Origin of the sequence: Nonomuraea sp. C10, from assembly GCF_008017515.1 — a bacterium.
GTDB classification, from domain to species: domain Bacteria; phylum Actinomycetota; class Actinomycetes; order Streptosporangiales; family Streptosporangiaceae; genus Nonomuraea; species Nonomuraea ferruginea.
The window spans coordinates 1,676,165-1,702,863 of sequence record NZ_VPFF01000001.1; the positions used below are offsets into that span (position 1 = coordinate 1,676,165).

Here is a 26,699-nt window from a genome sequence, read left to right on the forward strand (position 1 = left end):
TGAGAGGAAAGAGTGACCGCCTACATCGTCGAGGCCGACGGTGGCTCCCGCGGCAACCCCGGCCCGGCCGGCTACGGCGCCGTCCTCCGCGACGCGGCCGACGGCCGGGCCCTCGCCGAGTCGGCCGAGGCCATCGGCGTCGCCACCAACAACGTCGCCGAGTACCGCGGCCTCATCGCCGGCCTCCGCCTGGCGCTCGACGTCGGCGGCGAGGGCGCGCGGGTGGCCGTGCGGATGGACTCCAAGCTCGTCGTCGAGCAGATGGCGGGCCGCTGGAAGGTCAAGCACGAGGGCCTGCGCCCGCTCGCCCTCGAAGCGGGCAAGCTGGCCAGGCGGCTGCGGGTGACGGAGTGGACCTGGATCCCGCGCGCCCGCAACGAGCACGCCGACCGCCTGGCCAACGAAGCGATGGACGCGGCCGCCCAGGGCCTCTCCTGGAAGTCCGGCGGGACGCCGTCCGGGGGCGCGTCCGCTTCGGACACGGGCCCGCCGTCCGGAGGCACGCCGGCGCCGGGCACCACGCCCCGGCCCTCCACCCGAGCCCCCCGCCTCGTGGAGCAGACCGACCTCCTCGACCTGTCCGGCCCCACCGCCTCCGTCGCCACCGCCCAGCAGCGCACCGCCAAGGGCACCGGCTGGGCCCCGCCCACCCGGGTCGCCACCTCGCTCGTCCTCCTGCGCCACGGCGAGACCCCGCTCTCCGTCGAACGCCGCTTCTCCGGCCTCGGCGACCCCGAGCTCACCGCCAACGGCCTCGCCCAGGCCGCCGCGGCCGCCGCCAGGCTCACGCGCGACCCGTACAAGCTCGACGCCGTCGTCACCTCCCCGCTCACCCGCGCCAGACAGACGGCCGAGACCGTCGCCGACCGCGCCGGCCTGGAGGTGGAGACCGACGAGGACCTCAGGGAGACGGACTTCGGCGCGTGGGAAGGCCACACGTTCACCGAGATCCAGCGCCGATGGCCCGCCGAGCTGGCCGCCTGGCTCGCCGACCCCGACGTCGCCCCGCCGGAAGGCGAGAGCTTCACCGCCGTCGCCGACCGCGTCACCCGCGCCCAGCGCCGCCTCATCGACAGGTACGAGGGCCGCACCGTCCTGCTGGTCTCCCACGTGACGCCCATCAAGACCCTACTGCGCCTGGCCCTGGACGCGCCCCCGGCCGCCCTCTACCGCATGCACCTGGACCTGGCCTGCTTGTCGCTCATCGAGCACTACGCCGACGGCAACCCGGTGGTGAAGTCCTTCAACGACACCGCCCACCTCCGCTGACGGTTCGCGCTCTCGTACAAGTCCAGGAGCCGGTCGTGCCGGGCGCCGCCAGAACACCCGGCACGACCCCTGGCGCCACCGCCCCCCTCAGGCGATGACACCCCGTCATCTCATCGTGCGGATCTTGTCATTTGGTTGCGGACCGCTTGCATGCGCTAACCTCGACACCGGACGAGCCGGCCGGGCGACCGCGTCGGGCCTCTTCACGAGGCCCGCCGAGGAAGGTCCGGGCTCCACAGGGCAGGGTGGTCGGTAACGCCGACCCGGGGCGACCCGCGGGAAAGTGCCACAGAAAGCAAACCGCCTTCCGGATTTCCGGGAGGTAAGGGTGAAAGGGTGGTGTAAGAGACCACCAGCGCCCACGGTGACGTGGGCGGCTCGGTAAACCCCACCCGGAGCAAGGTCAAGAAGGGATGTTCCCCTCGGGGACCGTCCCGCGTGCGCCGCTTGAGGGCTGCCCGCCCGAGGCGCACGGGTAGACCGCTCGAGGCCGCCGGCAACGACGGCCCTAGATGGATGGTCGCCCCTTCGCCTCGGCGAAGGACAGAACCCGGCCTACAGGCCGGCTCGTCCCTCAGACCTTCCTCTGACCTGCGGCGGAACCCTCAGTCGGCAGCGTCAAAGCCCTCGGAGGGCACATCGGGGGCATTGTCGAGGGAAGCCAGCTCCGCGAAGGCGCTGTTCGACGCCGTACGCGCCCCAAGGCTTTGTCCAGGGCGCACCGGGCAAGAGCGTGTACGTCCGTAACAAGCAACCGTTTGGGATCGACGTCGCCGCCTATTTCGTGCCTTCCGCCCGGGCTTCAGCTTCCCAGCTCGTCGATGTGAAAAAGGTACGTCCCCCTGCTGAAGTCGCTGACGCACTTGGCTAGCGAGCGGCGAAACGGCGATCCTCCGGCAGTCTATATTCCAAGAATCGAGAATGAACACCTTTCGTTTGTCGCCTTGGCGTAACGGGTTAGATCGGCCCAGTACTAGCTGCGATGCGGCGCCGAATGGCGGCTAGTGCGCGATCCGCTCGAGAGAAGTCGACGCGGGATCCTTTCCCATCATCTGTGCTGACCTTGGTCGTCACAGTGAAACGGTCTCCTGGTACGATGAGAGTGAATCGCTCGGCCACGGTATCTTTCTCCCGTGCATCTACGAAAGCGTAAGTTGGTTCGGCATCATCGGTTTTCTTCGCGTCAGGCGGAAGATCTAGCCGAACGGTGTTCACGTTCACCGAAACGATATCCCTATATCGATATTCGCTAGTCTGTTCTTCGGGTTCTCGTTTACCCGTAATGGAATCCAACACCGTGCGGTATGCGCCTAGTTTTTGATCGGCCATGCATACAACGAAGACGGTATATCGGGATGCGATGTAGCCGTCACCGACCCGGTGGTGCCGTACCAGCTTGGTTTTCGGAGGATCAGCGGGACCTACGATCACAAGCGGGTCAGTAATCCGTCCGGTGTTGTGCAGCTCCTCCATTACGATACCTAGACGCGTGAGTGCACGATCGACGATGACATTGACGTCATGCTTCAACCATCGGCTGATCTGTGCATCCGAAGGAAGGTTCTCCTCATACGTACGCAACTTTTCCCGATAGTCATGCATGGCGCGATGGAACAGACGGTTGTGCCACCAGTTGGCAAACACGGCTTTGAAGGTCAACCATCCGCCTAGGGAAACTGTAGCGACGCCAGTGACGCCAATGTAAGGAGCCGGTGACAGTAGTGACCACAAAGGATTGCCGTACTCTGTCAAAAGCGTGATGGCGACCCAGAGAATGACGCCACCGCCAGTCAAGGGAAGAAGCCCATAGAGGGGACTCAGGCGTAGTTCCCGCACCGGTACTGCTGGTACCGGTGTGAACAGGGTACGCATGCGATGCTCGCGCTCGAGTCTTTCGTCATCGCTGAGCGACAGGACGCGAATCGGTATGGTGCCGCCGGGGGTCACCCGTTGGTCGAGAGCCTGCCACGTTGGTGATTCGTGAACCTTGATTGTCGTTACGATGCGTCGTGCCCACTCTAGGTCCAGGTCCGTGCTCGCCCTTTGAGCCTCGTCAGAGAAGCCTCCCTCGCGAAGAAAGGCGTGATCGAGATCTTCGTTGTAGATGGCCATGAGAACGGCAGCTGCTGCTGAGTCTGGATCGAGTTCGCAAGCTTTGGCCAGCAGCATATGAATCTCATTTTGAGTCTGATCTAGATGGGCGCGAGGACGTCTCCCCTGCAATCTGGCAAAGGCATGCTCTGTTCGCGTCTCGGCCATCTCCTTGGGCGGAGAGGCCGGTTCGCGCTTATGGTAATCCATATAGTGTTGGCAGGCCTGTATCCACTGGTGCTCCGCCAGCGCTCGGCGAGCCGCATCAAGATATTCTTGTGGTTTGCGGCTTTCCGAATAGAAGTTTTCGATGTTCTGCTGATGGTTGACCGTGGCGTGATTATTTACTTGCATCTCGCTCGGTTCAGGGCCGGCAGTATCCTTGTCGTTAGCGAGATCCGTCATTTCATCCGCCGATGATCCCCGATACTGCGGCGATCGCGCCAGCGACCTTGGCCACGTCATCGGCGGACGCCCCTCCGGCTGCGAGCATGTCTCTAAGTCTCAGCAACGAGAATTTGAGACGGCTGGTAGGTCGCCCGCCTGCCTCGTTTAGGCTGTCTTCGACATCAGCGACGATCTCCGTCCCCACGGTCTGTGGGATGGATCCGGCTGCGATCAATTGCTTGAGTTGTTCGATCCCGGCTTGAATGTCAGCTTGAGGGAGGGAGATGCTGCGGTCGATGTTGGTCTGATTGGTCACTGATCCGAAATTGTTGACTTGCACGATGATGCCCCCGCTCGACTCGGTGATGCCACCTGAGCTGTCTGTGGATGAGGATGACTGCGTCTTGCCTGTGCATCGTTCCAGATAGAGGGAGTGTTGCACCTCCGTCTACGTACAGGGTTTTCAAAGGTGTATCGCGCCGGATACCTCGCAATCAGGGGGATGCCAGCCTCAAGGTGGCGCCGACACCGGGTGAACGACCAGCTGCGCGAGTACTGCCACAACCTTCGGGACCGAAAGTGGGCATCCAGGGGGACTCTCGCCCATGTACCCAAGGTGAATCTGAAACCAACTCGCCATCAATCGCTGATAGTGAACAAGGGGTTCGAGTCGCCCTCCTCTGACCTGTGTGACTCGATGGCAAGCATCATGCATCAAGGAAGTGCAGCAATCTCACCGTGCCACAGCACCCGTTCATGATCCATATTGCTCGCTTGAGCACTGCATCGACCCCCAACGACCGTTACGCCCCGAGTTCGGGACGAAGAGGCAGCCCCAGCGGCTTCTACCGCCGCCCGCACCCGAAAGTTCGCGCCTATCTGCACGATGGACTCCGGGGCTGTCGACGAGAGACCTTTGAAGCAAGCGTCGGTCCGTCTCTGTTCCACCACGACCCAGACGACGCAAGAAGCCGCAGGCAGCCGCTGAAAGCCAGTTCGCAGCTCAGAGTCGAGATCAAGGAGCACCCCAGGGTCACGCCGGATGCGCAAAGCATCGTCTTCGCCCACCAGGCGCTCCGCGCCCAAGAGCTCAGGCTGTGTTTCCTGGGGGGGCACGGCCCCCCAGACCCCCGCTCAAACCCGCTTCGCCGCGCCGTTGACCGTAGCCGTTCGATCAACCCCTCACGTTCACGTCCGTGCCTTGGTTGCCTTTCTGAACAGCTCGATAGACACATGCTGAGAACGGCGCGGGTCTGAGGCCACTGCTCAATGTCGGAGACCGTTGAACCCGGATGCCGCCTGCCAGTCCTTGACCTGGACGGATTGCGGGAACTTCTCGCCAAGGACTGTGCCCAGATCCTTGCTCCGATCAGCGATGGCAGAAGCCGGGCGCGAGAGCTGCAAGGCGGAAGCGCCCAAGGAGAGGGCGCCGTCGAGGTCGCGGAGCTGTGCTTTGGCGATGGCAAGGTCGAGCAGGCTGATTGCCCGCCGGGTGGGGGAGATGCCGGGGGCGGAGGCGTAGAGGTCGAGTGCTTCCTTCGCGTGCGTCTCGGCCGACCGCGGATCACCCAGCCACAGGTACGAGGTGGCGGCGAAAGAATGGAAGCGGGCGACGTCGGCGGAGAACAGCCCGGCCTGGTGAGCAGGCAGGTGATCTGGCGCTGAGCCCAGTGTTCCAAGGCCTCTGCCGGGCCTGGCGCTGATCCGCATCGCCTGAGAAACCAGGCGCGCGGCGGCCGGACCACCGGCGGGCGCGCGGGCTGCGCCGGTTCGCGCCGCGCGAAGGGCCTCGGCCGGGCGATTGCCGTACAGCAGGATGGTCGCCTCCACGTCCTTGGCCCACGCTGCCGTTTCGGCGTGCTCTGCCTCGTCGGCGTGTCGCCAGGCGTCATGGGCGTAGGCGAGGGCGGTTCGTTGCTTGCCACCGTCGTGGGCGAACCAGGCGAGGATGGTCGAGAGCCAGGCGGCGTCCACGTAGAGATCACGGCGCTGGCGCAGCGTGGTACGGCGCTGGAGCAGGGCGGCGACGTGACGACGGTCCTGCCGCGCTGGCTCCCACAGTTCCGAGGCGGGTTGCGTCGCGTAGTCGGTGCCGTACGTGGCGATGGCCTGCCGTACTTGGTCAAGCGTTGTCGCTCCCACGTCGGTTTCCTCGCTGTGGCGGGTGAACTCGCCGGGCTCGGTGTCCTCCGGCAGGCTGGCGAGAGCAGGCAGGAGGGCGGCGAATCTGAGGGCGTCTCGGCGGTTCGTAGGATCACCGTCCTCGGTGTCGGTCTCTTCTCCATTGATGCCAGGCGGCCCTTCAGGGAACAAGGCCGGTTCGCCGATCGACAGCGCGCGACAGTAGAGGAATCTGCGGCGTGATCTCATGGACGACGCGCTTCTGATGGTCAGCGATCATCAGGCTTGACCGTGCACGATGCTTGTCCAAGTGGCTTCGGCGGCCCGGACTGGTAGCCAGGGGCACGCCGTCCAGGACGATCTAGCAGTCGGCGAGGTCGCGAGCCGGGGAGGAGGTTGGGCTGGGGATGGCGCACACCTCGCCGTATGGCAGGTCAGGGCGTGAGAAGCCTGCTGTCGAACCCGGCGCGGAGAAGAGCCTGGTAGGCATCATGGACCTCTGCCGGGACGGGCTGCTCGATGGCGTAGCCGAGTTCGGGGTACTCGATCACGCGCTGGAGGTCGCCGACGAGCATGTCGACAACCAGCTTCGGATCACCGATCGAGCCGACGTAGTCGTCCAGTTCGAGCGGCTCGGAGGCGCACACCACCTCGACCTTGGGCCACACCTTCCGTGCTGTGGCATACGCCCGGCGCTCCATGTACGGCTTGGAGATCAGGAGCACCGAATCAGGCTCGATACCCGCATCGGCCAGCACCTGACGGGACATGCCGATGTTCTGACCAGTGTTGGTCGCGCTCGGCTCCAGCAGGATAGCCTCGTCAGGCACCCCGAGGCCCAGCGCATGCTCGCGGTAGTGGACGGCCTCGCCACGGGGGAAGCGGGCCGCAGTGGTGGGGCTGGTGGCCCCGGAGAAGACGAGCAGCGGGAACCAGCCGGCGCGGTACAGCTCGACCGCTGCTCTCGCGACTCCCAGATCGTGGCTGCCCAGACCGATGGCAACGTCACAGCGGCGTAGGTCGTGGTGCATCTGGTGGTAGTCCCAGATGGTACGGGCGTGCTGCCACTGTTCGTCGGTGACGACCTGCTGCTTGACGCTCACTCGCCTGCTCCCTGATCGCCGTGGCAGAGGGAGACGGATTTCCCCCTCGATGGTCCGCCGGATGCCCTCGATGCTGCGCGACTGGTGTGCGAGCCTATGCTGCGCGGCTTCGCGTGCGGCACGGTCGAGGATCATCAGCCCATCGTGAAGGGTGACCGGGTCGGACAGCAGAATGTGTCCGTAAGCCGTCTCCAGCCGTACGCGCTGCATGGGCACATCGGTGACGGCGGTGGCGCGGGCGAGGTCGATCAGGCGTAGCGCCTCCGAGAGGTTCCCGGCGCCACGGTGGGCCAGGGCGAGTTTCTGGTGCGCGACGGACCAGTCCTCGGGCTCGCCCAGGCTCTCGAACTCGCGGATAGCAGTCGTCATCAGGCGGACGGCGTAGTCGTTCTTGTCGTTCTTGCTCAGAGCGGTCCCGACCCACAGCCTCGCTCGCGTCCGGTCGCGTGGTGAGAGCCGGTCATCCACCGCCAGCGCCTCATAATCCATGGCTGCGTCGTCCAACAGACCTGACATCTCGGCGACCACCGCCAGCGAAAGGTCGAGTTGGGCGACGCGGCGCGGGATGTCGATCTGGCTGTAGATCGAGCGAGCGTTGAGGTAGGAGCGGCGGGCGGACAGAGGGCCGGTGACTGCGCCTTGGTCGCGTTGGAGGTCGCCGTGCAGTGTCGTGGATCGTGCGAACAGGTACAGGCCTTTGTCGTCCAGCACATGTGGGTTGTAGCGGGTGAGCCATCGGTTCAGCAGCTCGGCGGCGTAGCTGAAACTCTGGCGGCCGAGGGCGATCACGGCCCGGTCGAGGTCGTCGGTCCATGTCTCGTAGTCCGAGACCCGTGGCCCCACGCGTGCGACTCGCAGCCCTCGGTCCAAGTCCTGGCCGAGCTCCATGAGCAGGGTCTCGAACCGCAGCTGGGTCGCCGAGTCCCCGCGAGCGAGCGCGGTGTCCAGGATGGCCTGGGTGTCGGGGCGTGGCCGAGTGGCGGGGCCGAACTGGTCCCACTTCGCCACGGTACGGGGAGCCACGCCCAGGTGCTGGGCGAACGCCCGCACGCTCATCCGCAAGGCGAGACGGAGTGCATGCGCTTCGCGTCCGGTCCACTCATGCACGGTCGTCACGTCACTGCTCCCTTCCACGGTCATGAAAGCACGCAGAGTTACCGAGGGCCTACGGAAGTGCAACGGAAGTGCGACAGCGGGTCGTATCCAGCGGGGCCGGGACTGGCGATGCTCAAGGAGCGTGCCATCAGCTACGGACCACGGTAAGGACGGCTACCTTGCGGACACTGACAGAACGACACGATGTGGACGGCCCAAGCGTCTGCGGGACCCGATGAGATCAGCGGCGCCTGGGGTTGCGGAACACTCGAGTTCTCTCGGGCAGAGCCTGGTCTGGCGGCTCCGTGACGATGCGCGAGCGGTGGGTGATGCCCGCAACCTCCTCCGGCGTGCGCTCCTGCTGGTCGGTTTGGGGCGGGATCTCGTGGACGACGCGGTTCTGATGGTCAGCGAGCTGGTCACCAACGCGGTGCTGTACGGTGCCGCGCCGTACGAGCTGGTGGTACGGGTCGATCCGGCCGAAGTGGTCTGCACGGTGGTCGACGCCGGGGCCGTTCTCCCGATACTCCGAGGTACGGATGCTCAGGCCGAGAACGGCCGGGGGTTGTTGATCGTGGCGGAGCTGTCGGCCGGTCTCTACGGCTGCATCCCACAGACGTTCGCCACGTGCCCTGAGGTGGAGGGAAAGGCGACCTGGTTCGCGCTGCCTCAGGCGGATCGCCGGTAGACGGGGCGCAGGATCCGTTGAAGGAGTATCACGGCCTCCATGTGGCCCCTGCCGGGGAGGATCATGAGCGGCTCGAATGGGTGAGCCCTGCCGCCCGGTGCGAGTGGGTTAGGGTGCGCCGCCACACGTGTAGCCGTTGCGGGCCCTGCTACGAGTTCTGCGTCGCGGCTGGGCCCGCCTTTGTCGGCCGTTCCACCGATGGCGTGATCCACGAGACGGCTTGGACGATGGCGGCTGCCTTGGGTGCGGCAGCGAGTGATGTAGGCGGTGTGGGTTGTCGGTGAGATCGGCTTGGATGGCCCTGTGTCCGTCCATGAAGTTGTCCGTGAACTGCCCGGCATCGCGATGGTGCGAGATCGCTCCCGTGCCCTGGCCATGCTGGATGCGATCATGAGCCCAGAGTGGGAGTCTCGGTTCTACTCGTTCAATTGTCGGTGGTCGCCCAGCGAGGAGATGGCCTCGATGCGTGACGGCTGCGGGAACGAGTATTCGATCATCTTCTCGTCGGCAGGTGCGTTCGCGCGAGGCTTCGACCATGAGTCCCCGATGAGTCCGTATCGCACTGATCCTCCAGCACCCTGGCCCGGCCTGTTCGAAACGGTGCCGGAGGTGTTTCGTAGCCTGATCACGGAGCCTGCGTTCAGCGACGAGGTAGGGACGCCCATGGCGACAGTTTGCTTCTGGCGCGAGCGTGGCGACGTGGAGTGGAAGAGCGGCGCAATTCAGAGCCTGCCCACGGGGATGAATGACGACGGCAGCGCTGAGTTGCTGTTCGACGTTCTGCTCGATGGCAGACCGGAGGCGTATCAGCAGTTCGCGCAGGAGCATTACGAGGTCGCGGTGGACCTTGAGGCGGTGCGATGGGTCTATGCGCTCCGGCCGTTGACGCGGAGTGTCGTGTCCGCGCTGAGTCCAGAGGTCGATCTCGCTGGTCTTGAAGAAGACCGGGTTGAGATCGGATATCCCTTCAGAGCGTGAGGAACGCAGACTGGGGCTGGCGATCAGTGCCGGTTAGGGGAGGTGTGTCACTTCGCTGAGGGGCAACGGGTTATGGCGGCTGCCGTGCCGAGTTCGCGCTGCGAAGGTTCGGCAGGAGTGGGATCTCGACGAACCGGGACAGCAGCCGGTCCATCGAGAGGACTGATAGCTGAGCGCGGATGACATCTACAGGGCGATCGCGTTCTTGGCGCGGTCGAGTGACTCCTCCGAGGCCGGCCCGCCCGGGTTCTCGGTCGCGAGCGCCTGGTTGAGCTCGACGAAGGGACGCATGCGCGTCTCGTACCGGATAAGCGCCGTCGCGTGGTCGGCGGCGGCGAGTTCGGCGGCGAGCACGTACGCGCCGACGAGGGCGAGGCCGGTGCCCTGGCCCGACAGCGGCGAGGCGCAGTAGCCGGCGTCGCCGAGGAGCGTCACCCGGCCGCGCGACCAGGAGTCCATCCGCACCTGTGCCATGGCGTCGAAGTAGAAGTCCGGCGCCGTCTCCATGGCCGCGAGCAGCTTGGGCACCTCCCAGCGCAGCCCGCCGCACCGCTCGGCGACGAGCCGGCGCTGGGCGTCGAGGTCGCGGTGGTCGTACGGTACGGGATCGGACTCGAAGCCCAGGTTGACTCGCAGTTCGGTGTTGTCGCGCACGGGGTAGACGCCGCCGCCGGCGCGGCCCTCGCGTATCCAGACCTGCCAGTCGTCCAGGCCGAGGAAGTTGTCGGCGGTGAAGATCGACAGGTAGGTGCCGAGGTGGTGGACGAACTCCTCCTCGGGGCCGAACGCCAGCCGCCGCACCGTGGAGTGCAGCCCGTCGGCGCCCACGACCAGGTCGAAGGTCCGCGGCCCGCCCTTCTCGAACGTCGCGCGCACGCCGTGCTCGTCCTGCTCCAGCGCGATGATCGAGTCGTCGAAGACGTACTCGACGTCCTGCCTGGTCCGGTCGTGCAGGAGATTGGTCAGGTCCTCGCGCAGCAGTTCGATGTCGTCGTTGTCGAGTCGGCCGCTGCTGATGGCGTGCTCGGTGGACCGCATGATCTCGTTGCCGTCGCCGTCCAGCATGGACATGCCACGCATCCGGGTGCGTACCTCGCGCAGCGGGGCCAGCAGGCCCATCCGGTCGACCACGTCGAGGGCCACGCCGCGGATGTCGATGGCCTGACCGCCGGCGCGCGGCGCGGGCGCCCGCTCGACGACGGTGGGGGTGATGCCGTGGCGGCGCAGCCAGTAGGCGAGGGCGGGGCCGGCGACGCTCGCGCCGGAGATGAGGACGGTGGTCATGTCTCGCTCCTTGTGTTGCGGTCTTCGCGGACCTGAATGTACAGCGTACTAATTGCGAGTGCAACGCTCTGAACTGCGTTTATGTACTAGGACAGCGAGGGCTGTGCTAGTTTCTGTGCTAGTACAGATGGACGAAGGAGCACGTCGTGACCGATCCCACCGGGCCGCCCTATCTGCGCATCGCCGCGGAGATCCGCCGGAGCATCGCCGACGGCCGGCTCAGGCCGGGGGACCGGGTGCCGTCCACCCGCCAGATCGCCAGGGAGCACGGGGTGGCGCTCGCCACGGCCACCAAGGTCCTCAACCGCCTGCGCGACGAAGGGCTCGTGCACTCCAGACCCCGCGCCGGCACGGTGGTCGCCGCCCCCGCCGAGCCGCGCGAACCCGCCGAGCCGCCTGACCCTGCTCAGCCCCCCGATCCCGCAGAGGCGGGTGATCACACCCCCGCCTCTGCGCGTGCCCCGGCGCGGGCGCGCGAGGCCGGGGAGCGGTCGCAGCGGCGCGGGCCGCGGCCGTCCGGGCAGCCCGACGGCGAGCTGAGCCGGGACCGCGTCGTGCGCGCCTCGATCGAGCTGGCCGACGCCGAAGGGCTGGACGCGCTGTCCATGCGCGGCGTCGCCGCACGGCTCGGCGTGGCGACCATGACCATCTACCGCTACGTCGCGGGCAAGGAGGAGCTGGTCCTCCTCATGGCTGACGCCGCGTTCGGCGAGCTGGGCTATCCGGGCGAGCCGCGAGCCGGGTGGCGGGCCCAGGTCGAGCGCGCGGCGCGCACCCTGTGGGCGGTGCATCGCCGCCATCCGTGGCTCGCCCAGCTCAACTCGCTCTTCCGGCCGCTGCCGCTGTCCAACCTGCTGGCCCACGGCGAGCAGCTGCTCGCCGCGCTGGAGAGCCTCGGCCTGGACGAGACGACCAGGATGGACCTCCAGGTGGTGATCTACAGCCACGTCCAGGGCCTGGCCGTCCACCTCGAACGCGAGGTCCTGGCCGAGGCCGCCACCGGCCTGTCGGAGGAGCAGTGGATGGAGAGCCAGGGGCCCGCCCTCGGGTCGATCGCCGCGACCGGCGCCTATCCGGCCTTCTCGCGGCTCATGGCCGCGTTCGGCCGCGACGGCTACGACCTCGACCTCGACCGGCTGTTCGAGCTGGGCCTGCGCACCCTCCTCGACGGCCTGACGGTGCTCGTGGAGGAGCCCTGACAACACAGAAGGTCACGAATGGGATCGATGTCTTGATCGGCCCGACGCCGGGCTGTTAGACAGGGGCAGCGGTTGCTCAGGCCCGAGGAACGGTGGTCCCCCCATGCAGCAGTCCGTTCTCACCACAGTCATGCTCCCCGCCGCGCTCGCACTGATCATGTTCGGGCTCGGGCTGTCCCTCACCCTCGGCGACTTCGCCCGCGTGGCGACCCGGCCCAAGGCCGTGATCGTGGCCCTGGTCGCCCAGGTGCTCGTGCTGCCCGCCGCCTGCTTCGGCCTGGTCGTGCTGTTCGGCCTGGACCCGCTGCTCGCCGTCGGGATGATGCTGCTCGCCGCCTCACCCGGCGGGACGACGGCCAACCTCTACAGCCACCTGTTCGGCGGCGACGTGGCGCTCAACATCACCCTCACCGCCGTCAACTCTGTCCTGGCCGCCTTCACGCTCCCCGTGGTCGTCAACCTGTCGCTGAACCACTTCCTCGGCGACGGCCAGGACATCGGGCTGCAGACGGACAAGGTGGTGCAGGTCTTCGCGATCGTCCTGGTGCCGGTCGTGATCGGCATGCTCGTACGGCGGCTCAGCGTGCGGTTCGCCGACCGGATGGACAAGCCGGTCAGGATCCTGTCGGCGCTGGTGCTGGCGGCGGTCATCGTCGGGGCGATCGTGCAGGAGCGGGAGCGGCTGGGCGGTTACATCGCCGCCGTCGGGCTGGTGGCGCTGCTGTTCAGCGTGATCAGCCTGACCGTGGGCTACTGGCTGCCCCGCCTGTTCAAGGTGGAGCGGCGTCAGGCGATCGCGTCCGGGATGGAGATCGGCATCCACAACAGCACGCTGGCCATCACGATCGCGCTGAGCCCCTCGCTGCTGGCCAACTCGACGATGGCGGTGCCGCCCGCCGTCTACGGGGTGCTGATGTTCGGCACCACGCTGGTCTTCGGCTATCTCGTACGCCGCCGAGCCGGCCTCGCCGAACCCGAGGAGCGCCTGCCGGCGGAAGCCTGAGCGTCCGCCGGGAAGGCGACCGCCGGTCAGCCGTCAGGAGGACGACCACCGGCGCGTCCCCACCCTAGCTTGGGCGGAATGTTAGGCAACCCCGTGACCTTCCGCCGCACCGCGGCGGGCATCCTGCTCATCCTGGCCCCGCTGCTCCAGGCCGTCGCCGTCGTCGTCGACCCCGGCACCTGGGGCGACGACAGGGAAGCCGTCAGCTTCGGCGACAACCCGGCGCTCGCCCAGCTCCAGTCGGTGCTCTACCACTGGAGCTGGATCCTCATGGCCTTGGCCGCCCTCGGGCTCGTCCATCTCACCCGGCGCAAGGCCACCGCCTTCGGCCACGTGACCGGTGCCTTCACGGTCGTCGGCTACATCTCGGCCTCGGCCCTGCTGATGAGTGACCCCGTCGAGTGGTGGCTGGGACAGCGGTACCCGCCGGAGGAGTCACAGCGGATCATGGAGGAGATGCTCGGCCTGCCCGGCATCATCTGGGGCTTCCAGCTGCCATGGTTGCTCTTCGGGACCCTCGGGCTGCCCCTTCTTACCGCGGCGGTGTGGCGGGCAGGGTTCGTCGGTTGGTGGGTTCCCGCGCTGGTCGCCGGCGGGTACGTGCTGTCCTTCCCGGTGCCGTACGGACCGCTGACGGCGGTCTTCTGGACCCTGCCCGTCATCGGCCTCGGCTGGACAGGGCTGAAGATCCTCCGCATGGGGGACGCGGCGTGGGCCGCGTACTATCCGGCGGCCGTGCGGGCCGACGCCTGAGACCCGGGGGCTTACGCGGTGAAGGGCGGAGGCGGTGGTCTCGCCGCCGCCTCCGCCCTCCCGGCCCCTGGGAGTCAGGACCTCCGCGAAGAGCCACCTCGCGTACCCCGCACGCTAACCCCGGGCGGCCGGTCGAGTCTGTGCAGGAGTACGCAGAACGGGCATCAAGGGCTCACGCCTTCACGGAGAGCGAGGACGACATCGGCGGCAGCATGTGCACCCGCGCCGAGCCGATGTCGAAGTAGAGCCCCACCAGCTTCAGCCGGCCCGCGCGGACCTGGTCGTCGACCTTCCGGTAGGTGCGCAGGTTGTCCAGCTGCTGCTGCACGTTGACCTTGCAGAGCAGGTCGAGCGCGTCGGCGTCGAGCCGGTCGCCCGCGGTCTCGATGAACCTCGCCAGGCTGTGGTTGCCGTGACGCAGCCAGCGCCGCAGCGACGGCATGCTGCCCGCCTTCACCCCGCCGCTCAGCAGCCCGGCCATCGCCCCGCAGCCCGAGTGGCCGCACACCGTGATCGTGTGCACGCCCAGCACCTGCGTCGCGTACTCGATCGCCGCCCCCATCGAGTCGTCGTGCGGCTCGGTCCCGCGGCGCGGCACCAGGTTGCCGATGTTGCGCACGGTGAACAGGTCTCCGGGGCCGCTCGCGGTGATCAGGCTCGGCACGATCCGCGAGTCCGCGCACGTGATGAACAGGTGTGTCGGCTGCTGCTTGCGCGCCAGTTCGGTGAAGATGGGCCGCACCAGCGGAGCCGTGCGCCGGTGGAACTCCCGCGCGCCCTCGGTGAGCCGGCAGTCGGCCTGACCGGGCGTGCCGTGCGGCGGCTCCACCCGCTGCGAGGCGCGGGAGCGGCGGTGCGCCCACGGCAGCCACGACCGGTCGGGGCCGCTCGACAGGGTCTTCGCCGGATACATGCGCACCCCGCTGGCCGCCATCGCATACCACTCGTCGTGCAGCTCGTCGATGTCGACCGTGCCGCCGAGCCGTTCGTGGTCCAGCCGCCACGCGTGGATCGCCTCGAAGGCGGCGTTGTCCATGAAGTCGATGTTGAGGTCCAGGTCCACCGGCGCCCCGGCGGGGATGGCGCGCAGCTCCTGCGTCAGCCTCGGCACGCCGAGGAACGTGAGCGAGCCGGAGATCGTCGCGTGGTAGCGGCCGTCGGGCAGCTGCCGCGTCCGCACCGTCACCCCCGTGAGCCTGCGCAGCGCCAGCAGCGCCGCCAGCGCCAGCCCGAACAGCACGCCCTCGGCCAGCCCGAGCAGGATCACCGCCGCCATGGTCACGATGTAGACCGGCACCTCGCCATGGCCGTGGACCTTGCGGATGTGGCCCAGGTTGACCATCTGCACGCCGATGAACACCAGCAGCGCCGCCAGCGCCTCGATCGGGATCAGCTGGATCGACCACCCGAACCCGATCGCGAACACCAGCACCCACACCCCGTGCAGAATCGTCGAGACCCGGCTGCGGGCGCCCGCCCGCGCGTTCGTGGTGCTCCGCACGATCACGCCCGCCAGCGGCAGCCCGCCCAGCGCCCCGGACACCATGTTGGCCACGCCCTGCCCGGTCAGCTCCTGGTCGAGGTCGGCGCGCGGTCCGGTGTGCATGCTGTCGACCGCCACCGAGCACAGCAGCGACTCCACCCCGGCCAGCAGCGCCACCAGCAGCACCGCCGCCACGACCATGTGCCAGTCGCCCTGCGGCAGCACCGGGAACGTCCACTCGGTGAACGCGCCGGACAGGTCGATGCGGGTGACGTCCCAGCCGAACGCCCAGGCCGTGACCGCCGCGACCAGCAACGCCGCCAGCGGCGCCGGCACGACCTTGACCTGCTTGGGCAGCCGCATCCAGAGCGCGAGCACCCCGATCGTCAGCATCCCGACCGCGATCTTGTGGCCGTGCGGCTCGACGAGCTGGCCCGGCAGCTCGATGATGTTGGCCAGCGCCGAACGCTGCGGGCTGCCGCCGAGCACCACGTGCAGCTGCGACAGCGCGATCACCACGCCCACCCCGGCCAGCATGCCGTGCACGACCGCGGGGGAGACCGCCAGCGCCGCCCTGGCCGCCCGGAACACCCCCAGCAGGAGCTGCACCGCCCCCGCCAGCAAGGTGATCATGCAGGTGGCCCGCCAGCCGTAGGTCTGCACCAGGTCGGCCACCACCAGCGACAGGCCGGCCGCCGGGCCGCTCACCTGGACGGCGGAGCCGCCCAGCGCGCCCGCGACCACGCCGCCCACCACGGCGGCGATCAGCCCCGAGGCGAGCGGGGCGCCCGAGGCCATCGCGACGCCCAGCGAGAGGGGCACCGCGACGAGGAAGACCACGATCGAAGCGGGCACATCATGGCGGAGTGTGCTCAGCAGGCTACTCTGCGTAAGGTGGACCATGCGCAAACCCTAGCGGGGCCGACCCTCATTTGAGTGGCCCGCTAGGGGTTTTACGGATTCCTGTCTCGCTCCCGCGACGCCGATCAGCGGTAGTAGTCGGGGAACTCCTGCTCGGGCGTGGTGCGCCGGTGACCGCCGCCGTCGCGACCGGTCTCGCCCGCGCCGTACGTGTCCGCGCCGTAACCGGCGTTCGCCGGAGGTGCGGGCCAGGCCGCCTGGGAGGTGGCCGGGTTGGCGAAGTCGCCGGTCTCGTACGCGAACGACTGCGGCGACGGGGCGGGCATCGGCGTGGACGTCGGCGCGGCGAGCACGTCGTCGTAGGCCGGGACGGGCCTGGCGGGCGCGGCCGGGGCGGCGCTCGCGGGGGAGGGCCCGGACAGGGCGTCGGAGTCGTCGGCCACCGCCCAGCCCGCGCGCACCTCGTAGGAGGAGCGGTACGGCTGCTGCGGCTCCTGGAAAGCGGGCCAGGAGCCGCTCGTGGCGCCGGGCGCCGGGTCGTCGAGGATGTCGGGCGACGGGGTGGCGGGCCAGCCTCCGGACGCGGTGGCGGCGGGCTGCGCGGGCCAGGAGCCGCCCGGACCGGTGGCGGGGGCGCCCCCGTTGTAGGCGGGGAACGGGTCGCTGGTCGGCGCGGCGTTGATCGGCGAGGCGGGCACGGCCGGGAAGGAGCCGCTGGAGGCGGGGTCGACCGCGGGGAAGGAGCCGCTGCCCGCGCCGGGCGCGGCGGCGTATCCGCCGGTGGACTGCTGGGGGGCGCTCTGGGCGCGGCTCTGGGCACGGCTCTGGCCGCGGCCCTGGGCCGCGCGGGAGCCGCCGGTCTGCCGGGCGTCGGGGCGCGGTGACGGCACCGGCTGGGCGCCCGCGCCGAGGATGCTCATCACGTCCGACGTCTGCGCCGTGAACGTGACCGTGCGCTGGTCGGCCAGGTCGGAGGCGGACGGTGCGGGACGCTGCACCGGCTCCACCAGGTCGGCCAGACCGGCGGCGGCGGGGCTCGGCGCCTTCGCCGGCCGCTGGGGCAGCGGAGCCTGGACGGTGGCCGCGTTGGGGTCGACGGCGGCGGCGTCGACCGGCGTGGGCCTGGTGCGACGGGGAGCGGGACGCTGGGCGGGGCGCTGGGACTCGGTGGAACGGTCCCTGGCAGCCGGCTCACTCTCGCGCTCGGCCGGCCTGGACGCCGCCTTGCGGGCCGCGACCGTGCCGCCGGCGCCGAACCCGCCCTCCTCGGCGTCGCTGCGGATGTTGGCCCAGAACTCCTCGTCGTCGTCGTCCGAGCGAGGGTTGCCCCATTCGTCGACGCCCCGCTTGCCCCGCTGGCCGGTGCGGACCGGCTTGGGCTTCGGTTCGTCGATGGGGCTGAAGTCGGGGCTGAACTTGGTCATCTTCGGCTCGGCGGCCGCGAACTGATCAGTGGAGCGGGTGACCGTCCGCTCCTCCTTCTCGGCCATCTCCTTCAGACGTTCAGGAGGAAGCGAGCTCTCCCTGCGATTCATCGAACGCATGCCCAGTGCCACGACGACAAGCACGAGGAGCACAACAGCGACCAAGCTCACTACGACCGCAGTCATTGCACCACCCTCAAAGCCATGGCCTGCCTTCGGCACCGGTGAGATCGCGCGGCCATCGACGCGACCTGCCCCCTTTGATCACCAGCACCTAACAATTGGATCTGATTCTGTCGGACCACGACGAGCGTTGTCACACCCTAAGTGAAGAATTGGTAACCAGAACTACGCTCCGTGTCGTCCGTCTCACTCGATGTTCACCGCCGTGAGCCGGCCACGGGCGATGGTGCGATCCGCGATCCTCTTCAGGACCGTGGAAAGGGACGCGCCCTCCTCCACGTCGACCTTCCCGCTCAACGTGTAGACGCTGAAACGGTAGGTGCCCTTGCCCACGCATGGGGGCTCGTAGCCCGCCTTGCCGCTGGTGACCTTGGCCTGACCGGACCCCTCCGGCGGGCTCTCGGCGGCGTTGGGCCCCAGCTCGGTCGTGGTGGCCGGGATGTTGTAGAGCACCCAGTAGACACCTGACGACTCGGCGGAGTTGGAGTCGACGACGATCGCGACGGTCTCGGCCTCCTCAAGAGGCCGGCTCGACCAGCGCAGCGGCGGGCTGCCCTGGCTGCCCTGGCACGAGAACTGCCGCGGCAGCGGCCTGCCCTCGCGCAGATCGGGGCTCGAGACGTTGATCCGCGCGATCTCCTGCGCCTCGGACGTGCCGATGATGGTGCCGCAACCGGACACGGTGAGCACAGACGCCACCGCCGTCACCATGACGGCGGCACGTCGCACTCGCCTCGTCCTGTTACACAGCCCCATGCCGCACGATGCTACGCGCGTCTCGGGCATGCGCCGACCGTTTCGGAAGGGTCGGTGGCCGGTAAAGCCCGGCAAATCCGCTACCGGCCGGAGCCGCAGAGGGGTGGCGGCGGGCGCGGTCGCGAGCTCCGCCGTCCTCGATCAGGGGAAGCGGGGGCGAGACGTCCCGCCTGCCAAGATCACCTACCACCGCCTCCGCGCCGTGTCTGGCCTGCCGCTTCTCGACGCGGGCCACCCCGCGCCGCCGGACCGGCTGATCGCCTGTTTCTGGGACGACCGGATGCCGTCCGCGGCGCGGAAAACGCCGCGGGCACCGCCGCCGCGCCCGCGAACCACCCTCCGAAAAAACCGCCCCCGAAGCCCTCGCCGATCACCACCCGACAACCACTGACCGATCCGTACGCGATCCGGCCGGCTGATTCGATACTGCTCGATCCGACCACGGGTCGAGCGGCGTGACGGACGCGCGCCGCGTCGCCTCCGGGGGCGCTTGGGAGCTACCCGCCTTGAGGATGGTTTCCGGTGGGACGCCGGGCGTCCGAGAGGATGGCTCGGAAGGTCGTCCCTTCTTCAGAACCGGGCGGTCAGTGCCTCCCGAGCGGATGCCCGAACGGCAGTCTGAATGCCCGGCTTCGTCGGTTAGGGGAAGGTTCATGCCAACGCCTAGCCTGCCGCCGGAGAACCGGATGGTCAGCCTCGGATCGTCGGGCGTGAATGAGATCATTCACGCCCGCCGCCGGAACACCCTGATCGCCAGCGGCGCGAACACCACCATGAACCCGGCCGCCCACAGCAAAGAGATCAGCGCCGGCCGGGCCACCTCGCCGCCGATCAGCAGGCCCCGGATCGCGTCGGAGAGATGTGTCACCGGGTTGACCCCCGCCCACGCCGCCAGCCAGGAGGGGAACGTGTCGGGGTTGACCAGCGCGCTGCTGGTGAACGTCAGCGGCATCATCACCGAGAAGGAGAACATCTGCACCTTCTCCGGATTGGACGCCGTCAGCCCGATCAGCACCGACATCCACGACATGGCCAGCGCCACCACCACGAGCAGCGCCAGCGCCCCCAGCAGGCCGGTCACCCCGGTCGTCACCCGGAACCCCAGCACCATGCCGAAGCCGATGAGCAACGCGAACGCCCACACCTGCTTGAACGTGTCGGCGATGATCCGCCCCGCGAGCGGCGCCGACCGCGCGATCGGCAGGCTGCGCAGCCGGTCGAAGACGCCCTTGGCGATGTCGGTGTTGAGGCCGATGGCCGTGGACAGCGTGTAGAACAGGGCGTTCTGCACCAGCAGCCCGGGCAGCGCGAACTGCAGGTAGTCACCGGTCGATCCGGAGATCGCGCCGCCGAACACGTACGTGAACAGCAGCAGGAACATGATCGGCTGGATGCTGAGATCGAGCAGCTCCCACGGGTTGTGCTTGATCTGCACCAGGCTGCGCCAGGCCAGCGTCAGGGTCTGGCTCACGGTGGCGCCGGGGCTCACCCGCCTGGGCGGCGCCGGCAACGTGGTCGCGGTCACGCGTAGGCCTCCTCGTCGTCCTTGGCCGGCTCCTCCGCGCGGTGCCCGGTCAGCGCCAGGAACACCTCGTCGAGGCTGGACTTGCGCAGCGTCAGCTCCGAGGCGACGATCCCCAGGTCGTCGAGGCGGCGGACCACGGCCGGCACCACGGCGGGGTCGCGCACGGCCACGGTCAGCCGCCCGCCCGACACCTCCGGAACCTCGCCCACGATCTCCTCGACCACCTCCGACACCACCGGCACCTGGTGTCCGGCCATCGGCCGCACCTCCAGCACCTGCGCGCCCGTGGTGGCCTTGAGCTCGTCGGACGTGCCCGAGGCGATCACCTTGCCGTGGTCGAACACCACGATGTCGTCGGCGAGCTGGTCGGCCTCCTCCAGATACTGGGTGGTCAGCAGGACGGTCACGCCGTCGGCCATGAGCCCTCGCACGACGCCCCACAGCTCGGTGCGGCTACGCGGGTCGAGGCCGGTCGTCGGCTCGTCCAGGAACAGCACCTGAGGGCTGCCCACCAGGCTCGCCGCCAGGTCGAGCCGGCGGCGCATGCCTCCCGAGTAGGTCTTCGCGGCCCGCCCGCCCGCGTCGGACAGGTCGAACCGCTCCAGCAGGGCCGTGGCCCGCCCCCGCGCCTCACGCCTGGACAGGCCCAGCAGCCGGCCGATCATCACGAGGTTCTCGACGCCGGTCAGCATCTCGTCGACCGCCGCGTACTGGCCCGTCAGCCCGATCAGCGAGCGCACCTGGTGGGCCTGACTCGTCACGTCGAACCCGAGCACCGACGCCCGGCCGGCGTCGGGCGTCAGCAGCGTCGCCAGGACGCGCACGGCGGTGGTCTTGCCCGCGCCGTTGGGGCCCAGCACGCCCAGCAGCCTGCCGGGCGGCACGGTCAGGTCGACGCCGTCGAGCGCCCTGGTCTCCCCGTAACGTTTGACCAGGCCTTCGGCCTCGATCGCGTAGTGGTTCCCCGTCATGGGGACACTCTGCCTGAGCCCACCGACATTCTTCGGATCCGGTTCCGGACACCGGTGACAGATCAGCGATATGCCACGAGCCCTAAGCTGGCCTTGTGACGTCATCAGGTCCTTTGCGCGACCCCGCCAACCGCGTCTCGCCCCGGGCCCGCGGGCTCTGGCTGCTGGAGGCGCTGATCGGGTTCGTGCTGCTGGTCGGCGGGTCGGTGCTGGTCGCCGGCTGGGTCGGCGGCAGCGGCTGGCCGTGGGTGCCGCAGTGGTTCGCCGCGCGGCCGTGGCTGCTGCCGGTCACGGTGGCGGTCCTGACCACGCCGTTCCTGCTGGCCGAGCCGTTCGTGCGGTACGCGGTGCACCGGTGGGAGCTCTCCGGTGACGTCGTCTACGCCCGGCAGGGGTTCCTGTCCAGGGAATGGGTGTTCGTGCCGGTGAGCCGCATCCAGACCGTGGACAAGGGGCAGGGATGGATGGAACGGATGCTGGGGCTGGCGACGCTGGAGATCCGCACCGCCTCCCACGCCGGGTCGTCGACGATCAAGGGGCTGGACTTCCGGGTGGCGGCGGAGCTCGCGGAGGCGCTGGCGCACCGCGCCGAGCAGCTCAGGGACGACGCGACATGACCGGCCCCACCGGCCACCCGCAGCCGCCCGCCGACCCACCGCCCGAGAGGACTCCCGGCGAGGACACCCCGGCCCCGGGCGCCGACCCCACAGAGCAGACGCCTCATAGGAACCATGCACCCCGCGAGGACACCGCACCCCGCGAGGACACCGCACCCCGCGAGGACACCGCACCCGGCGAGGACGCATCCCGAGAGGGCGCCGCGCCTCGGGAGGGCATTCCACCTCGCGATGACACCCCGCCTCGTGAGGGCAGCCTCTCTGAGGTGGGTCCGCATGGGGAGGCCGGGTCCGGTGCGGGTGGGGCGCCATACGGGGGTGGATCCCCTGAGGGGCCGTATGCGTCTCCTGGTGGGCCGTATGCGTCTGCTGGAGGGGCGTATGTGGGAGGACCGCCGGGGCCGTTCTCGGTGCCACTGCGGTTGAGCCCCAAGGTGCTGCTGATCGATCCCGTACGGATGCTGCCCTCGCTGCTGGTGCCCCTGGTCGGTGTGCTGGTGGTGGGCGGGTTCTCGCCCAGGTCCTACCTCTGGGCGGCGTTCGGCCTGGTCGGGACCGTGGTGTTCGCCCTCATCCGATGGGCGACGTTCACGTACGAGATCGCCGGCGACCGGGTGGAGATCAAGCGCTCGCTCATCAGCCGCTCGATCCGCACCATCCCGCTGGAACGGGTGCGCGGCGTCGACGTGTCCACCCCGCCCATGCACCGCCTCCTCGGCCTGGCGGTCCTGAAGATCGACACCGGCGCGAGCGGGGGCGACGGCGAGGCCACCCTCGACGGCGTCACCGTCGGAGAGGCCGAACGGCTCAAACCCCTCCTGCTGCGCCGCGCCCGCACAGAGGCCACCCCCACCGCCAGACCCGAGGAGGAGAGGCACGCGGAGGGGGTGCCGTCGGAGCGGGTCATCTTCGCCGTCCCGCGCAGGTGGCTGCTGTACGGGCCGCTGTCGGGCGCGTACCTGCTGACCCCGTTCGCGCTCGCGGGCGGCGCCGTCGGCCTGGCCTTCCAGTGGGGCGACGACCTCGGCTTCGGCCGCAACGCCGCATGGAGCGTCGGAGAATGGCTGTGGCAGCGCCCCTCGCTGCTGGTGGCGGCCATGGTGCTGCTGATCGTGGCGATGCCGATCGCGGGCGGCGTCATGTACGCGGTCTTCAACTGGGACTTCCGGCTCAAGCGGCGCGACGGCTACCTGGTGGCCGAACGCGGGCTGATCAACCGGCGCAGCGTGTCGCTGGAGTCCCGGCGGGTGCGCGGCTACGAGATCGTCGACGGCCTCGCCGAACGCTGGGCCGGTGTCGTCCGCGCCTGGGCCATCGTGACCGGGCTCGGCGACTCCGAGACCCGCGGGCAGCTCCTGCCGGTGGTCCCCCGCGCGGACGCCACGGCGGTCACCGGCGACGCCATCGGCCCCTACCAGGCCGAGCTGCGGCCCCACCCGCCGGTCGCCCGCAACCGCCGCCTGTTCAGGGCCGTCTTCCCGTGGCTCGTCCCGGCGGCGCTGGCCGGCCTGCTGCTCCTGCTGACGGGGCTGACCGTGTGGTGGGTGCTGCTCGTGGTCTCCCTCGTCATGGCGGCCCTGGGGGTTCCTCTCGGCCTCGACCGCTACCGCTCCCTCGGTCACGGCTACGACGGCGACCGCGTGGCGGTCCGCTCGGGCTCGCTCAGACGGTCGACGGCCGTGGTGGAACGCCGCGCCGTGGTGGGCTGGCGGCTTCACCAGACGTGGTTCCAGCGGCGGGCGGGCGTCCTCACCCTGACGGTGGGGGCCGGCGCCGGCAAGGGCGGATACTCGGCCATCGACGTCTCCGAAGCCCAGGGCAGGGATTTCCCCGCCGAGGTGACACCCGAGTGGCTGGCCCCGTTCCTCAACCCTCCATCCGGCCCGCACACCCCCTCCGATCCTCCGTCCACCGGCTGACCCCTGCCCCGGGTGTGACAGGGCACGGGCAGCCCTTCAGAGGCCGTGCTGAGGTCGCGGCGCGCACGGACTCTCGCGGGCCCTGTGGGCTGGGGCAGTACAGACCTGGCGGGCCCTGCGAGTTCAGGCGGGTGCGCTCACGTGCATCCGTCGCTGTCAGTCCTGGCGGCGGGCGCCGAACATGATCTCGTCCCAGGTCGGCACCGAGGCGCGGCGTCCGCGCGAGCCCTTGCGGGACTGGCGGGCCGGCTTGGGTGCGGGCGTCGGCGCGGGAGGCTCCTCCTTGGCCGGAGGCTCCTGCTCGGCCTGGTCGTCCTTGCTCGGCCGGGCCGCGGGCACCGCCTTCGCCGCCGGCTTGGCGCCCTTGGGCTGATGCTTGCGGCCGACACCGGTCTCCGTTTCGGCCTGGACCTCGGGAGCCTTCTTCTCCGCCGCCTCGGTCTCCCGTACGGGCGAGGGGTCGCTTTCGGGAGCCTTTCGCGCGGCGGGAGCGCCGGCCGTCACGGGGCCCTCCGAGGCGGGCCCGGAGGCGTCGCCGGTCGATCCCGGGCTCTGCGTTTCCGTGGCAGCGGGAGGCTCGGCGGCGGCAGCCGATGCAGCGGTCCCGCCGTCGGCGGCAGCATGGGTCTCGGCATCGGTGGCGTCGGACACCGGAGCCTCGGCAGTCTGGGTCGTCGTGTCGGCGGCGGGTGTGGTGGATGGCTGCGCCTGGGCGGGCGCGGATTCCGGCTCCCGCGTGGGTGACGTACCAGGCTGCTCAGCCGTAGGCGCCGCCTGCGCGGCAGGTGCGGTGCTCTGTTCAGTGGCTGGCGTCGCATGTGTGGTGCCCTGCTCAGCCGCGGGCGCCGACTGCCCGGTCGGTGTGATGCCCTGCTCAGTGGTTGGCGTTGCCTGCGCGGCAGGTATGGCGCCCTGCGCAGGCGACGATGCCGCTTGCGCGCCAGGTGTGGTGCTTTGTGTGGGCGACGGTGCCGTCTGCGCAGGGGGTGTGGTGTCCTGTGCGGGCGACGGCGCCGACTGCGCGGCGGGTGCCGGGGTCTGAGCCACCGACGGCGGCGTCTGGGTGGCTGGTGCCGGAGTCTCTGTGGCGGTCGATGCCGTCTGGGTGGCCGGTGTTTCCTGCTGCTGAGCAGGTGCGTCGGCGCTGACGGAAGCGGCTTCCGGCTGGTGGTCGCTTGCCGGAGGGCCGGTGGTCACGGCGTCTGCCGAGACGTCCGCGTGGTCGTCGGTGCCGTCGGTGATACGTGCCGGGGCATCGGTGGGCCGGGTGGCGGCGTCGGCAGCGGCGGGTGTCTGCGCCTGGGCGGGTGCGGATTCCGGCTGCTGTGTGGGTGACGTCCCAGACTGCTCGGCCGGTGCCATGTCCGTTTCCTGCTGCTGGGCCGGTGTGGCGGACTGGGCGATGGCGGCTTCCGGACGCTGGGCCGCTCCGCCCGGCTCGGCGGAGGCGGAGGTCTCGGCGAAGGGCGTCTGAGTGGACGCGGCGGAGCCCTGATCCTGTACGGGCGCGGCCGGTGCCGCCGGAGTCTGGGCAGCGGGCGAGTCGTTGGTCGGCGCCTGAGTCGCCTCAGGAGCGGAAGGTCGCCCGACGGTCTCCGAGGACGCGGCGGTCGGAGCCGACTCCACGGGCACGGTGCTCTCGGGCGTGGTCTCCCGGAAGGGGGAGCCACTAGGCGCGCCGGAGGAGGACGGCCCCGCCGGAGCGGCGTCGGTGCGCGCCTGCGGGACGAACCGGTCCGAAGCCGACTGAGCCGCCGTCGGACGCTCCGGCCTCGACGCCGTGCTCCGGTCCGGGTGTGAACCGGTCGGACGAGTCGTGCCGGGGTCTGTCCCCGGAATGGGGCTCCGGTCGGAGTATGAGCCGGTTTGACGGGTCGTGCCCGGGTCTGCGCCCGGTGCCACGCTCCGGTCGGGGTGTGAGTCTGCGCCCGGCACCGTACCCCGGTCCGGGTGTGGGCCGGTGGGGCGGTGGCCGGGACCGGTCGTGCGGTCGGGGGAGACCCGGTCGTCGGCGGGGGCGTAGAAGGGCTGGGGGCGGGACGGGCCGAGGTCCGGGAGCCATGGGGAAGGGCCGCCGCGGCGGGTGTCGTCGCGGGCGGGCGGCGCCGGGTCGGGGTCGCGGTCGAAGGCGGCCGGCGGAAGGTCCACGGGGAGCTCGCGGGCCGGCGGGTCGTAGCCGACCGCAGGCTCCTCGGGCTGGGAGCCGGGCCTGATGACGGACGGGAACGGCAGCGGGTCGGACGTCAGCGGCGGCACCGGCTGCAGCTTGGCCATCCGGGGCGCGAACGGCGTGACCGTGGTGTCCTCCACCACGGGATCAGGGTCGAAGTCGGCCGAGGACAGGCGGTGGGCCTCGTCGTCGTGCGGGCTGACGTGGCGGCGGCGCGGGTCGAAGAGCCACTCGGCGTGGCGCGTGTGACCGTTCCACACGTAGCCGAGCTTGACCCGCCACAGGCCGTCGTCGCGCTTGGCGGAGTCCCAGTCGATCTCGTCGGCGGGCACGCCGCGCCGGGTGAGCCGCTCAGCGACCAGCTCGCCCAGGGTCGGGCCGGCCGCGGTCTCGCCGGGCATGCGGACGGTGACGCGCTGCGCCTGCTGCGCGACGTACTCGCGCTCCTGGAGCACCGGCCCCTCGAACCAGCGGACCCGCTCGACCGGGATCCCGGCCGTGGCGGCGATCTCTTCCGCGGTCTCCCCGGCACGGATGCGGGCCTGGATCTCCTTGGGGCGCAACGGACTCTCCACTTCGATCTCGTACTGGCCGAGACGGGAGAAGTTGCCACGGACGGCAGCACGGAGCCGGTCGTCCACAGGAAGAGTGAAGCGCGTGCCCCGCCCGGCAGTAGCCAGCACGAGATAGGTGCCGTCCTCACTCACCGCGACGAGTCGGAGCTCCTGCATGCGAGTCCCTTCGTCAGCGTCGCCATTCTTCCCCCGGACCCTTGAGTCTCTCGCGTGTGCCGGTTGCCTGCCAGCACCGTACCCGGCA

At 69.6% G+C, this 26,699-nt stretch carries 19 protein-coding genes and 1 other RNA gene; 9 read left to right on the forward strand and 11 right to left on the reverse strand.

The features are described from left to right. Nucleotides 1–12 precede the first annotated feature (12 nt). A complete protein-coding gene (locus tag FR742_RS07595; RefSeq protein WP_148030280.1) occupies nucleotides 13–1,269 on the forward strand; it encodes a bifunctional RNase H/acid phosphatase in 1,257 nt (418 codons plus the stop codon). A gap of 172 nt (nucleotides 1,270–1,441) precedes the next feature. Then, an RNA gene (gene rnpB, locus FR742_RS07600) (RNase P RNA component class A) lies at nucleotides 1,442–1,843 on the forward strand. 383 nt (nucleotides 1,844–2,226) lie between these two features. Here the strand turns inward: rnpB and FR742_RS07605 are convergent. The 4 genes from FR742_RS07605 to FR742_RS46365 all read right to left on the reverse strand — a co-directional run bounded on the left by FR742_RS07605 (nucleotide 2,227) and on the right by FR742_RS46365 (nucleotide 8,087). Then, nucleotides 2,227–3,765, reverse strand: coding sequence for a hypothetical protein (locus FR742_RS07605; protein ID WP_148030281.1), 1,539 nt, complete (start codon nucleotides 3,763–3,765; stop codon nucleotides 2,227–2,229). Nucleotide 3,766: 1 nt separating this feature from the next. Then, complete coding sequence (locus FR742_RS07610; protein WP_148030282.1) at nucleotides 3,767–4,189, reverse strand: hypothetical protein; 423 nt, start codon at nucleotides 4,187–4,189, stop codon at nucleotides 3,767–3,769. Nucleotides 4,190–5,013: 824 nt separating this feature from the next. Continuing rightward, nucleotides 5,014–6,117 carry a tetratricopeptide repeat protein gene (locus FR742_RS07615; protein WP_148030283.1) on the reverse strand — a complete coding sequence of 368 codons (1,104 nt, stop codon included), beginning with the start codon at nucleotides 6,115–6,117 and terminating at the stop codon, nucleotides 5,014–5,016. A 185-nt stretch (nucleotides 6,118–6,302) separates the two neighbouring features. Then, complete coding sequence (locus FR742_RS46365; protein ID WP_315970599.1) at nucleotides 6,303–8,087, reverse strand: YdcF family protein; 1,785 nt, start codon at nucleotides 8,085–8,087, stop codon at nucleotides 6,303–6,305. A 214-nt stretch (nucleotides 8,088–8,301) separates the two neighbouring features. Here FR742_RS46365 and FR742_RS44400 point away from each other — a divergent pair, with 214 nt between their 5' ends. Together FR742_RS44400 and FR742_RS07630 are read left to right on the forward strand one after the other, a co-directional pair. Next, complete coding sequence (locus FR742_RS44400; RefSeq protein ID WP_261808399.1) at nucleotides 8,302–8,754, forward strand: ATP-binding protein; 453 nt, start codon at nucleotides 8,302–8,304, stop codon at nucleotides 8,752–8,754. A gap of 303 nt (nucleotides 8,755–9,057) precedes the next feature. Then, nucleotides 9,058–9,732, forward strand: a complete 675-nt coding sequence (locus FR742_RS07630) for a hypothetical protein (RefSeq protein WP_222708873.1) — start codon at nucleotides 9,058–9,060, stop codon at nucleotides 9,730–9,732. Between the two features lie 186 nt (nucleotides 9,733–9,918). Here FR742_RS07630 and FR742_RS07635 read toward each other — a convergent pair whose 3' ends face one another. Then, the gene (locus tag FR742_RS07635; RefSeq protein WP_148030285.1) at nucleotides 9,919–11,016 is read right to left on the reverse strand and encodes an FAD-dependent monooxygenase; all 1,098 of its coding nucleotides are present in this window, start codon (nucleotides 11,014–11,016) and stop codon (nucleotides 9,919–9,921) included. A 146-nt stretch (nucleotides 11,017–11,162) separates the two neighbouring features. On the opposite strand from FR742_RS07635, the gene FR742_RS07640 reads away from it, so the two are divergent. The 3 genes from FR742_RS07640 to FR742_RS07650 all read left to right on the forward strand — a co-directional run bounded on the left by FR742_RS07640 (nucleotide 11,163) and on the right by FR742_RS07650 (nucleotide 13,971). Then, nucleotides 11,163–12,215, forward strand: a complete 1,053-nt coding sequence (locus tag FR742_RS07640) for a TetR/AcrR family transcriptional regulator C-terminal domain-containing protein (RefSeq protein ID WP_148030286.1) — start codon at nucleotides 11,163–11,165, stop codon at nucleotides 12,213–12,215. 103 nt (nucleotides 12,216–12,318) lie between these two features. Next, a complete protein-coding gene (locus FR742_RS07645; protein ID WP_148030287.1) occupies nucleotides 12,319–13,218 on the forward strand; it encodes a bile acid:sodium symporter family protein in 900 nt (299 codons plus the stop codon). A 78-nt stretch (nucleotides 13,219–13,296) separates the two neighbouring features. Then, nucleotides 13,297–13,971, forward strand: a complete 675-nt coding sequence (locus FR742_RS07650) for a hypothetical protein (protein WP_148030288.1) — start codon at nucleotides 13,297–13,299, stop codon at nucleotides 13,969–13,971. A gap of 172 nt (nucleotides 13,972–14,143) precedes the next feature. On the opposite strand, the gene FR742_RS07655 is transcribed toward FR742_RS07650, so the two are convergent. The 5 genes from FR742_RS07655 to FR742_RS07675 all read right to left on the reverse strand — a co-directional run bounded on the left by FR742_RS07655 (nucleotide 14,144) and on the right by FR742_RS07675 (nucleotide 21,174). Further along, nucleotides 14,144–16,309: a SulP family inorganic anion transporter gene (locus FR742_RS07655; protein ID WP_261808400.1), complete on the reverse strand. Its 2,166-nt coding sequence runs from the start codon at nucleotides 16,307–16,309 to the stop codon at nucleotides 14,144–14,146. A 131-nt stretch (nucleotides 16,310–16,440) separates the two neighbouring features. Then, nucleotides 16,441–17,805, reverse strand: a complete 1,365-nt coding sequence (locus FR742_RS07660) for a hypothetical protein (protein WP_148030290.1) — start codon at nucleotides 17,803–17,805, stop codon at nucleotides 16,441–16,443. Between the two features lie 303 nt (nucleotides 17,806–18,108). Beyond that, the gene (locus FR742_RS07665) at nucleotides 18,109–18,621 is read right to left on the reverse strand and encodes a YbhB/YbcL family Raf kinase inhibitor-like protein (RefSeq protein WP_261808401.1); all 513 of its coding nucleotides are present in this window, start codon (nucleotides 18,619–18,621) and stop codon (nucleotides 18,109–18,111) included. A 781-nt stretch (nucleotides 18,622–19,402) separates the two neighbouring features. Next, nucleotides 19,403–20,203, reverse strand: a complete 801-nt coding sequence (locus FR742_RS07670) for an ABC transporter permease (RefSeq protein ID WP_148030291.1) — start codon at nucleotides 20,201–20,203, stop codon at nucleotides 19,403–19,405. Beyond that, the gene (locus FR742_RS07675; RefSeq protein ID WP_148030292.1) at nucleotides 20,200–21,174 is read right to left on the reverse strand and encodes an ATP-binding cassette domain-containing protein; all 975 of its coding nucleotides are present in this window, start codon (nucleotides 21,172–21,174) and stop codon (nucleotides 20,200–20,202) included. Before FR742_RS07675 ends, FR742_RS07670 begins: the two co-directional genes overlap by 4 nt. Before the next feature lie 95 nt (nucleotides 21,175–21,269). On the opposite strand from FR742_RS07675, the gene FR742_RS07680 reads away from it, so the two are divergent. Together FR742_RS07680 and FR742_RS07685 are read left to right on the forward strand one after the other, a co-directional pair. Beyond that, complete coding sequence (locus tag FR742_RS07680; protein WP_261808402.1) at nucleotides 21,270–21,791, forward strand: PH domain-containing protein; 522 nt, start codon at nucleotides 21,270–21,272, stop codon at nucleotides 21,789–21,791. 383 nt (nucleotides 21,792–22,174) lie between these two features. Next, nucleotides 22,175–23,710 carry a PH domain-containing protein gene (locus tag FR742_RS07685; RefSeq protein ID WP_261808403.1) on the forward strand — a complete coding sequence of 512 codons (1,536 nt, stop codon included), beginning with the start codon at nucleotides 22,175–22,177 and terminating at the stop codon, nucleotides 23,708–23,710. A gap of 156 nt (nucleotides 23,711–23,866) precedes the next feature. Here the strand turns inward: FR742_RS07685 and sepH are convergent, their stop codons facing one another. Further along, on the reverse strand, nucleotides 23,867–26,611 hold the full coding sequence (gene sepH, locus FR742_RS07690; RefSeq protein WP_148030293.1) for a septation protein SepH: 2,745 nt from the start codon (nucleotides 26,609–26,611) through the stop codon (nucleotides 23,867–23,869). Nucleotides 26,612–26,699: the final 88 nt, after the last annotated feature.